Origin of the sequence: Bradyrhizobium uaiense (assembly GCF_010811875.1) — a bacterium.
GTDB classification, from domain to species: Bacteria; Pseudomonadota; Alphaproteobacteria; order Rhizobiales; family Xanthobacteraceae; genus Bradyrhizobium; species Bradyrhizobium uaiense.
Window position 1 is genome coordinate 1 of sequence record NZ_VKHP01000631.1, and the last position, 342, is coordinate 342.

Here is a 342-nt window from a genome sequence, read left to right on the forward strand (position 1 = left end):
AAAGGTTTTTTGCGGGTTCGCAGTCATGGGATGCTTCCATTCCGATTATCGTTGATGAGCGCCGATTTTGAAGTGTACCCGCGGCCATCGTCGTGTAAACGTCCCGGCAACGATCATAAGAACGAGATGAGGATGACCCCGGCGAGCTACGCGATCCTGTTCTTCGGCGCGCTTGCCGGCGGTTTCGTCTCCGGTCTCGCCGGCTTCGGCACCGCGCTGATGGCGCTCGGCATCTGGCTCTATGTGCTGCCGCCGACGCTTGCGGTGCCGCTGGTGCTGGTGTGCTCGGTCATCGCGCAGGTTTCGACGCTGCCGTCGATCTGGAAGAGCATCGACTTCCGC

Annotated in this window: 1 protein-coding gene; it reads left to right on the forward strand. The window is 60.8% G+C overall.

Features of this window, described 5'->3' with window-relative positions; genetic code table 11:
* Positions 1–132: 132 nt before the first annotated feature.
* Positions 133–342: TSUP family transporter (locus tag FNJ47_RS46840; RefSeq protein WP_347341831.1), on the forward strand; the 210-nt coding region annotated here is incomplete at its 3' end.